The 9513-nt window shown below is 69.4% G+C and carries 7 protein-coding genes and 1 pseudogene; 2 read left to right on the forward strand and 6 right to left on the reverse strand.

What is annotated here, in order from left to right; genetic code table 11:
* Together IE249_RS39360 and IE249_RS33535 are read right to left on the reverse strand one after the other, a co-directional pair.
* Window positions 1-376 (reverse strand): annotated as a pseudogene (locus IE249_RS39360) (hypothetical protein); the annotation flags it as partial.
* A 12-nt stretch (window positions 377-388) separates the two neighbouring features.
* Window positions 389-1870 carry an APC family permease gene (locus IE249_RS33535; protein ID WP_189710980.1) on the reverse strand — a complete coding sequence of 494 codons (1482 nt, stop codon included), beginning with the start codon at window positions 1868-1870 and terminating at the stop codon, window positions 389-391.
* 1043 nt (window positions 1871-2913) lie between these two features.
* Between IE249_RS33535 and IE249_RS33540 the strand changes: the two genes are divergently transcribed.
* Window positions 2914-3636, forward strand: a complete 723-nt coding sequence (locus IE249_RS33540; protein ID WP_189710982.1) for a TetR/AcrR family transcriptional regulator C-terminal domain-containing protein — start codon at window positions 2914-2916, stop codon at window positions 3634-3636.
* Window positions 3637-4022: 386 nt separating this feature from the next.
* A complete protein-coding gene (locus IE249_RS33545; RefSeq protein ID WP_229859848.1) occupies window positions 4023-4502 on the forward strand; it encodes a response regulator transcription factor in 480 nt (159 codons plus the stop codon).
* 66 nt (window positions 4503-4568) lie between these two features.
* Here the strand turns inward: IE249_RS33545 and IE249_RS33550 are convergent, their stop codons facing one another.
* The 4 genes from IE249_RS33550 to IE249_RS33560 form a co-directional block, all read right to left on the reverse strand.
* Window positions 4569-6467 carry an ABC transporter ATP-binding protein gene (locus IE249_RS33550; protein ID WP_189710984.1) on the reverse strand — a complete coding sequence of 633 codons (1899 nt, stop codon included), beginning with the start codon at window positions 6465-6467 and terminating at the stop codon, window positions 4569-4571.
* 67 nt (window positions 6468-6534) lie between these two features.
* Window positions 6535-6657 carry a hypothetical protein gene (locus IE249_RS39800; RefSeq protein ID WP_268249738.1) on the reverse strand — a complete coding sequence of 41 codons (123 nt, stop codon included), beginning with the start codon at window positions 6655-6657 and terminating at the stop codon, window positions 6535-6537.
* Between the two features lie 2 nt (window positions 6658-6659).
* Window positions 6660-7283 (reverse strand): hypothetical protein, encoded by a 624-nt coding sequence (locus IE249_RS33555; protein ID WP_189710987.1) that lies wholly within the window; start codon window positions 7281-7283, stop codon window positions 6660-6662.
* 12 nt (window positions 7284-7295) lie between these two features.
* Window positions 7296-9104, reverse strand: coding sequence for an alpha/beta fold hydrolase (locus IE249_RS33560; protein ID WP_229859856.1), 1809 nt, complete (start codon window positions 9102-9104; stop codon window positions 7296-7298).
* Window positions 9105-9513: the final 409 nt, after the last annotated feature.

A 9513-nucleotide genomic window follows, 5' to 3' on the forward strand; every position in this document is an offset into this window, starting at 1 on the left:
GGTCTTCGGGGTATGCCGTCGCGGCGTGCCGGCAAGCGGTGAACGCGGCGTCGATGCGGTTGGGGTCGATGGGGGCGCCCCGGCCGGCGGTGACGGCCACGTTGAAGGCCCTGGCCGTCTCGGTCGCGGCCCGCAGCACCAGGGCGTCGGCGTTGCGGGGCTCGGCGGCCAGCCAGGACTCGACTATGGAAGTGTCCGCGCAGGCCTGGGCGAGCAGCCGTACCCGGTGGCCTCGGGAAAGCCAGTCGGTGCCCGTGGCCCGCAGCAGGTCCCGCAGTCCCTGCCAGCGGCCGATGACGATGTCCGGGCGGACGGAGGTGAGGGGCTCGTCCCCGCAGTCGGGGTCGAAGTCGGGTGTGAAGCGCTCTCGCGCCATCGGGGATCCTTCTCAGAAGTCCGTCGACAGACCCCCGTGGGTGCGTAACTGCTCGTCTGACGCGACCGCGTGGACATCGGGCACGTAGTCGGTCTCGACGGCGCGGACGGCGTCCAGTTTCACGGGCCGGTAGTAGTCGACACCCTGCATCCAGTACCAGAGCATCGGGACCAGGCCGACGGCGAGCCCGCCGACACCGATGGCGATGCTGGCGCCGTCGAGCTGGCCGAGCGACTCGACGAAGACCCAGAACATGAACACGGCACCGAAGAGCGGCCACACTCCGACGAAGAGGAAGTTGGCCAGGGACTTGAGCAGCATCCTGCGATAGGCGACGACGACCGCCAGGCCGGTGAGCCCGTAATAGACGGCGATCTGGAGACCGATCGCGGATACGGCGTGGGCGAGGATCCCCCCGATGGAGCCGAGGGAGACGGAGGCCACGAACATCAGCAGTGCCACGGCGCCGACCACCACGATGGCGACCCACGGGGTGTTCCATCTGGGGTGCACCCGGCCCAGGGCGCTGGGCATCGTGCGGTCGCGCCCCATGGCGAACAGTGACCGTGTGACCTGGATGAGCGTGGTCTCCAGAGTGGCAACGGTGGAGAGCATGACGGAGACGATCAGCAGCTTGCCACCCCAGCCCGGCCAGATCTCCTCGCCCAGCACGGCCAGCACGTTGGCGCCACCCTGCTGGATCTGATGGGGGCCGAGGACGATGTTCACCGCGATGGTGAAGACCTCGAACAGAAGGAAGACGACGCCCACGCCGATCAGACCGGCCAGGCCGGTGGTCCGCCGGCTGTCGCGGGTCTCCTCGCTGAGGTTGCTGGTGACGTCCCAGCCCCAGTAGTAGAAGGCGGCGATGAGCGCGCCGGAGGAGAAGCCGCTCACCCCGGAGAAGTGACTGAAGCCGAGCCAGGACCAGTCGAAGGGCCGTGCGTCGGGGCTGTGCAGCAGCGCACCGACAGCACAGAGGGCGAGGACGGCGAGTTCGATCCCGGACAGGAAGAGCTGCGCGCGTACCGTGAGCCGCGCTCCGCCGAGCACCACGAGGAGCATGACGAGGAACCAGGCCGCGCCGACCGCGGTGGCCAGCGAGGTGTCGTCGGCGAGCCCCGCGTCGAAGAGCGACAACGTCATCGAACCGGCGGGCAGGGAGCCGGCGACCATGAAGATCGTCGCGGAGACCGCCAGGGCCCAGCCGCTGACGAAGCCCAGGAAGGGGTGGAGGGTACGGCCCACCCAGGAGTAACTGGCACCGGCGTTCACGTCGATGCGGTTGAGGTGGCAGAACGCCAGCGCGATGCCGAGCATCGGTATTCCGCAGTACAACAGGGCCGCGGGGCTCGCCAGGCCGACGGCACCTATGAGGACCGCGGTGGTCGCCGTCAGCGTGTAGGCGGGAGCGCTGCCGGCCACCGCCATCACAACCGTGTCCGTGATACCGAGGGCATTGGCCTGCAGCCCTCTGGCTCTGCTGTTTCCCATATGAATGCGCTGCTCTCCGTCATGCACGATGTCAGGACGCGTGTGCGCCCACAGCGTTGCCGTCATTCGAAGGTGGGGGGTTGCCGTCATTCGCCGGGGGGACGGACGCGCCGGGACCCGGAGACCGGGGGCCCGGGACCGGGCGGGGTGGTCGTCACACGGTCGCCGGGGTCCATGTCCTCGCAGTCGCCGACGGCCTCGCCTGCGCCGGCAGGATCCGGCCGGCGCCACGGACGTCGCGAGTGCCGGGGCCGGCGCCGGGATCGCAGGTGCGCTGCGTCGGCACCTCGAGCGCGCGGGGCCCCTGGAGTGCGCCGCTGAGGAGTGGGCGCATAGTGCTGGCCATCGGTGAATCTCCGTAGGTCGGATACCTCGGCGCCCGAGAGGCGAAGGCGCGGCCGGGGCGGTCGCTGACGCTCGGCACCGTGTCGCTGAATCACTTGCAGTGCATGTCTTTAACTACACTTGCACTGCAAGTGACGTCAAGGGAGAGGGCCCCGTTCGCAATCGGCCTGCCGAGGACCTGGTGCGCCGTGGACTCCGGCCCGGGGCACGGGCCGTGACAGGCCGCTCGACCACCGTCGCCGGCCCCGTCGGCTCAGTGCACGGCGCCGGCGCGTGGTCCTGGCCTGCGCTCTTCGACCTCGCGAGTCGGATTCCGATGGCGGACGGCCTCACAGCAGGGTCTCGATCGGTCTCGACGTCCGAACCCCACCTCACCCTGTCGAGGCGGCTTTGCCCGCAGCAAGGGTAGGCGCGGCCCCGGCATGACGCATCGTCTGTTCCGATGAATCCGCCATGCCGATCCGGTGCGATCCGACGAAACGTCAGACATCGGTGTCAGCCGCCGTTCGGCCACCACCCTCGGCCGCAGGTGCCCGGCTCCGCCCCGTCCGGTCGCCTCACGGCGCCCGGCCGCCGTGCCGGACCCCCGAAAACTTGCACTGCAAGTGTCTGCGTCGGCACGTTAGACTCGCGCACCAGTGGCGTCGACAGGGAGCCTGTCCGTCGCACCGGCAGGTCGAGGGCACCGAGGAGGCGGGGTGACGGCGCGAGGAACCGGCCGCGGCAGGCGGCTCGGCCTGACCCGGGACAAGGTGATCGCCAAGGCCCTGACGATGATCGACCGCGACGGCCCCGACGCCTTCTCCCTGCGGAAACTGGCCGCCGAACTCGACATCGAGAACATGTCGCTCTACAACCACGTCCCGAACAAGGACGCCCTGCTCGACGGGGTCGCCGAGGCGTTGCTGTCAGAGGTGGACTTCTCCGGCACGGACACGGGCACCTGGCAGGATCGGGTTCGCGCGCACTGCGTCATCTTCCGCGCCGCCGCCCAGCGGCACCGCAAGGCGTTCCCCCTGATGCTGACCCGGCCCGCGAAGTCACCGGCCGCTCTGGAGGCCATCCGCTCCGCCCTGAGCAGCTTCGCCGAACTCGACCTCTCTCCCCAGGAACGGGCCCATGTCCTGCGCGGCTTCGCCGCCTATCTGATCGGTTCGATCATGCGGGAACTCGGTTTCGCGCTCTCTCTGAACGCGAGCACCCTGGATCCTGCAAGGCGCCGGGAGCGCACCGCGGAGATCGCGGCCGGCGGTGACCCCCTCGTCAGCGCCGTCGCCCCGTACCTGGCAGTCAGCGACCACGACGCCGAGTTCGGCTACGGCCTCGAAATGATGATCGCCGGGCTGGCGGCGCGGCTCCAAGTGCCCTACGACGGCGGTCCGTCGCCGATGGGAGTGCACCAGGGCCCGGACAGAACCTGAGCCGGACCCGCTCCGCCCCGGGCGCTCTGTGACCGACCGCCGGCCCACCCCGATTTGCGTGCTCGTTGAGTGGGGGAGCGTGGTCATGACGTACATAGTCTCAGGACAGGTGAACGAGGGTTCCACCGCGGGCTTGCCGGCGAGACCGGCCCTCGGGCAGGCGCCGCGGCAGCGAAGCTCCCGGATACGGGTCCAGGACAAGGATCGAGCCATATGCAGATGGCCTTATCAACGCCCGCTACTGCGGACCGCCGACGGTGTACCTTCCGGCAACCACCGGCCACGGCACTCCGGGTCGGCTCTGACGGCAGGTGCGTGGGCAGGGCGGACGCATTCGACGAGACGGTACGGGACCACCGGTTCCTCGCACCGCCTCGGGAGACGAAGTGAATACGGAGAAGCCGATGACTCCAGTCGACGTGCGTCGGGACCGCGTCGCCCGGCTCAGTCCCCGGGAACTCGAAATCCTCCTCCTGGTGGCGCACGGAATGTCGGATTGTGAGATTTCCGCCGCCTTGTCGATATCTCCCCGCACCGTGGGTGCGCACTTGTCCAAGATCCGAGAGAAGCTGTGCGCGAAAAATCGCACGCACCTCGTGGAACGTGCCCTGCGAGCCGGACTCCTCGCGATCCGCACCGAGCATGCCTCTTCCGCCCAGGGCGACGACGCCGAGAAGACGTTCGACCTGACCGGGAGAACGGGCGTCGTGGACGCGGGAGGCGCGGATCCGGCCGGTGGCGCATCCGCTGCCGGCGCGGCCGCCGGGCAGCTGGAGGGTTGGGCGGCATCCCGTTTCGCGGGCCGGTTGCAGTCGCCGCGTCCCCGTTCCGGCTGCCACGGGATCGGCGGCACCACCGGCGCATAGCGCCGACAGCCCGTCGCCGCGGCGAAGTCGCCGGCCGTGCGCGGTCGTCGAGGCTCGAGCCGCCGATCAGGAGGCGGCGCCGCTGAGTTCTTGCAGCTTGGCCAGCCTGCGGTAGAGGTCGTTGTTCGCGTTGAGGTCGGCGTGCGTGCCGACGGCCTGGACCTTCCCCCCTTCCATGACGATGATCTGCCGGGCCTGGGTCACGGTGGACAGGCGGTGCGCGATGGCGATGACCGCGCAGAATTCGGAGATTGTCGCGATGCTGTCCCGCAACGCCCTTTCCGATTCGCTGTCGAGGTTGGCGGTGGCCTCGTCCAGGAGCAGGAATCTCGGGGTCTGCAGCAGGGTGCGGGCGATGGCAAGTCGCTGTCGCTGACCGCCGGACAGGCCGGCCCCGCGATCGCCGAGCTCGGTCTCCAGTCCGTTCGGCAGGGCTGCGATCACCTCGGAGAGGTTCGCCATCCGCAGGGCCTCCGCGATGTCCTTGTCCCCTGCGTGCGGTGCCGAATAGGTGAGGTTGTCACGGACGGTGCCGCGCAGCAGGGTGTGGTCCTGGTCGACGTAACCGACGACGGACCTCAGCTGGTTGAGCGGCATCTCGGCGATGTCGATGCCGTCGAGCCGGATCACCCCGGACACAGGGTCGTAGAGACGCTCGATGAGCTGGAAGACGGTGCTCTTGCCCCCGCCGGACGGACCCACTATGGCGGTGAGCCCACGGGGGGGAACAGTGAAGGAGACCTGGTCGAGGACGACTTTGTCACTGCCGGGATAGGAGAAGCGGACCTGGTCGAAGACGAGCCCGCTCTCGTGCCCGCCGGCCTGGGGCCAGGCCGCCCCCGTCTGCCCCGGTGCCCGGTCGGAGCGCACGTCCGTCTCGACTTCGATCGTGCCGAGTTCGGCCAGGCGGTCGATCGACGCTCTGCCGATCTGGAACTGGGCGATCGCCATGAACAACGTCAGCAGCGGCGCCACCAGGTAGAAGAGGTACAGGATGAACGCCGTCAGGTCGGCCGTGTTCATCGCCCCGGTGGCGGTGCGAGCCGCGCCCAGGCCGATGACCACGCTCAGGGCGAGCTGGGTGCCGATGCTCATCGTCGGGTCCAGCAGCGACGACAGGACCGTCACCCGGATCCCGGACTTCCGGGCCTCCTTGGCGATGGCCGCGATGCCCTCCGCCTCGCGGGCCTCGGCGCGGGACGCCTTGACGGTCGGCAGCGCACTCAGCACCCGCAGCAGGGCGGAGCCGAAATTGCCGGTGTCCGTCTGGTTGAGTACCGACACCCGCCGCACCCCGCGCGCCAGCAGAAGGGAGATGACACTGGTGACGCCGAGGCAGACCAGCGTGGCGGCGAGCAGCACCGGATCGACCCATGCCATCAGGGCGATCCCGCCGAGGACGAGGAAGCCACTGTTGATCACCTCGTCGATCGCACGCGTCATCGCCGAGCGGGCGACGACCGTGTCACTGACCATCCGGGCGAACACGTCGCCCTGCTGCCAGCCGCTGTAGGCCCGGAAACGGGAACGCAGCAGCCGGGACACCAACGTGATCCGGATGTCGAAGACGATGTTCTCCCCCGCCAGCCCGATCGTGTACGAATGCAGTGCGTTGAGGACGGCGTCGGCGAAGAACAGCGCCGCGCCGAACAGGATCGGTCCTGCTATCGGCCGGCGCTCCTGCACGGCGGTGACCAGCTCACCGATGACCGCCGGCTGGGCCAGGGACGTCGCGGCGCTCATCAGCCCGATCAGTGTGCCGAGCGTGATCAGCCGACGGTGCCTTCCCAGGGCTCGCCACGGTCGCGCGCCCTTGCCCGTCAGCAGGTGCAGGTGGAGCTGGGGAACAGCCCGGTGCACGGCTCGCCTCTGTGCCGGTCCGCGTCCCTGCCCCGGTGCGTCCGCCGGGACGACCGGCCTCTGTGGACGATGGTGCCTGCCCCGGCCGGCTGTCCATCCGCTCATGACGGGCTCTCGAAGTGTCCGAGGAGAGCGCCGGCCGGCACCATCGCAACGAACGGGCAGGGCACGGTCATTCGGCGTTCCTCCCCACGTGCTTCATCTCCTTGCGGACACCGGCGAAGATCACGCCCACGCTGACGCAGGAGATGAGCAGCATCGCGCCGCTGAACACCCAGTAGAGGCTGGAGAACACGGTCAGGTCCTCGCGGGCGTGCCGGTACGAGCGGAAGGGGTGCTCGCAGCACGCAGAGGCGTGTCCGGGTCCTGCGGATCCAGCGGGACGTACGGGGAGACGAAATAGATCTCGGGCCTGTGCCGCGTGTCGTACCCGGTGCTGGTGGCCATCGCGAACTGAAAGCCGCGGGCCTGACGGTACGAGTCGCCCCGGGACGTGATGCGGGCCCGCAGATACTCGGTGACCAGACGGTAGCCGGGTGCGTGGGCGGCGGTCTCGAAGCCCTCGTCGAGGACCGGCAGGATGTCGTGGCAGGCGTCGAAGACGGCCTTGTCGACCCGGCGGGTGGGGAACCACAGGATCTGCAGGGGCTTGCGTTCCTCGATGCCGCTCGCGTCGTGCCACCGGGAGGCCGTGCCGTCCGCGTCCACGGTGCGGTACAGCAGGTGGTAGTCGCACATGGCCGGATCCGGTGCGAAGAACCGCCAGTTCGGCAGCAGTGAGCAGATGTCCCTGCGCCTGACCCGGCTGAACTGCTGGAGGGGATGCTGACCGGCGAGGGTGAGAAGCAGCATGGCGGCTCCGGCGATCCGCCATGCGGCTCCCTCGCCCGTCAACGACCGGAAGGGGGAGCGAGCGGTCATTGGAGGTCCTCTTCACTTCTTGACGGCGGAGCGGGCGGGCTGGGCGGCCCGGGAACGCTGGTCCAGGTCGCGGAAGAACGAGATGATGCGGTCCGTCACCTGGTGGGCGTAGCGGTTGTTGATGAGCAGGCTCTCGTGGGTCGCGCCCTCGATCACCACGCACTGCGTGGGTGCCCCGACGTGGGCCTCGGCCAGTTCCCTGTGCATCAGCAGCTGTTCGGGACTGCGGTCCACGGTGCGCTGGGCGGAGATCACGAGGCCCGGCACGCCCGCGACCTTGTCCAGTTGCCCCGAAAAGGACCCAAAGTCTTCCTGGACGGCCTTCCACTCGCGACGTGCGGCCTCCCACACGCGCGAGTCCGCGTACTGGGCGAAGACCTTCTTCTGGTAGGCCTGCGGCAGCTGGCCGACCCATGCCGGGCGGCTGAGGAGGATGCCCGTGCCGAGGCGCAGCGCCCGGCTCATGGCGGTGAAGTGGCCGGACAGCGCTTTGGCAGCCGCGTTTCCGGCGCGGTTGAACTGGTCCGGGTGGGAGGAGTCCAGGTAGACGATGCCGTGGACGCGGTCACCGAGACGCCGGGCGGCACGGCGTGCGAGTTCTCCGCCGATCGAGTGTCCGATCAGGATCACTTCGCGGTGCGGTGCGACAGCGCCGTTCACCAGGTCGACCAGGTCGTCGACGGACTCCGACAGACGGAAGGGGGTGGCCGCTCCGCGGCGGCTGCCGGCGTATCCGGTACGGGCGTAGGCGATGACCCCGTACCCGGTCTCGTGACACAGACGCTGGGTGATCCAGGCGTAGTGCTCGCTGGTGGAAAGCAGGCCGCTGGCGAGGACGACGACCGGCTGTTCGTCGTCGCCGTGCGAGTACACCTCGTACTGCAGCCGGTTGTTGTGGCGGGAGGTCAGGGTGCGTGAGGTGTGCCAGCCCTCCGTCGCGTGCAGGCGCCGCTGTACGGCGGTGCCGGCAGCGGCGGCCACACCCCCGGCGAGCAGAGCGAGCGCGGCCGGCACTGCGCGGTCGTCGCGTCCGGCGACGGCCGGATGGGTCCGGGGGGCGGAGGTGTAGGCGACCAGCGGGTGCATCGAGGGGAATGCGGTGACGAACCGGCCGAGGCCCATGAAGTAGCCGTTGGCCAGGTGGAACGCCGCAGCACTTGCGATGACGGGGCGGGTCAGCCTGCCGTCCCGCAGGTAGGCGAGCGGGAAGAGGCATTCCAGCGCCAGCACCCCGTGGGTGAGCAGCTTGGCGGCCTGGGGATGGTCCTGGGTCCACCGGAACATGCCTTCGTGACCGTAGGTGCGGGTGCGCATCACTCCGCCGAGGGCGGAGGCATCACGCCAGGGCCGGCCCAGGAGCTTGACCCAGCCGGACACCGCGTAGGCCAGGTTGGCCTGGAGAGCGGCGTACCACAGCAGAGCGTCCTTCGCCGCCGGCGAAGGCGCCAGGCGAGCGGTGCCGGTGGCGATCTGGACCAGTGTCGCCACCTGGTCGGAGCCCTCACCGCCGTAGTGGTGACGGGGACCGAGCAGAGCGGAGCTGACGCCGAGGAAGAGGCTGCCCGCGCCCCGCCATCGGGAGTTGCCGGGCAGCAGCATGCCTGCGGACACCGCGACCCGCCCGACATGCAGGGCGGTCGTGGTCCCCGGCCCGCTGACCCCGTTGATCAGGCGGCGGACCAAGGGACTGGACCCGGTCAGCGAACCCTTGATGATGTCCCAGTCGGCCATGCCTCCCTTGTCCATCGTCCGGCGCTGCACCAGATGCTCGAGGGACGACGTCAAACTCGTCGCGGCGGCCAGCCGCTCGGACAGGCCCACCGCGCGATCCCGGCTGAGAGGAGCAGGGCCGAAAAACACGGACGTGATTTTTCCGGGCACCTTGACTAGAAGTTTCCGAGGCAATTTGAACGGACCTCTGTTCGTGATAGCTTGCGGGAGCATCGGTGCCATGCCAAACACTGCCGGGCCAAAATGCAGCTTTGGCCCGGCAGCTTCATGTACTTTCCCTGTCGGCTTTCACCAGCCCGTGGGCGCCGGGCCGAAGGACCGGTCAGGCGCCGCCGCCGGCGGCGGCCGCCGCCTGGTTGGCCTGGTTCGCGACGGCCTGGTTCGCCTGCACCGCGCACACGTTGGCGGCCACCTGGGCAGCGCCGGCCGCAGCGTTGGCGACATTCGCCAGGGCCGAGCTCGCGCGCACGACTCCCTTTCCGATCCCGAATCCCATGGT

Source organism: Streptomyces anandii JCM 4720 (genome assembly GCF_014650655.1).
GTDB lineage: Bacteria > Actinomycetota > Actinomycetes > Streptomycetales > Streptomycetaceae > Streptomyces > Streptomyces anandii.

What these genes read in the sequence shown, in the direction of transcription:
- IE249_RS33535 (WP_189710980.1), bottom strand. Translation starts at nt 1,870, where the DNA reads ATGGGAAACAGCAGAGCCAGAGGGCTGCAGGCCAATGCCCTCGGTATC.
- IE249_RS33550 (WP_189710984.1), bottom strand. Translation starts at nt 6,467, where the DNA reads ATGAGCGGATGGACAGCCGGCCGGGGCAGGCACCATCGTCCACAGAGG.
- IE249_RS33555 (WP_189710987.1), bottom strand. Translation starts at nt 7,283, where the DNA reads ATGACCGCTCGCTCCCCCTTCCGGTCGTTGACGGGCGAGGGAGCCGCA.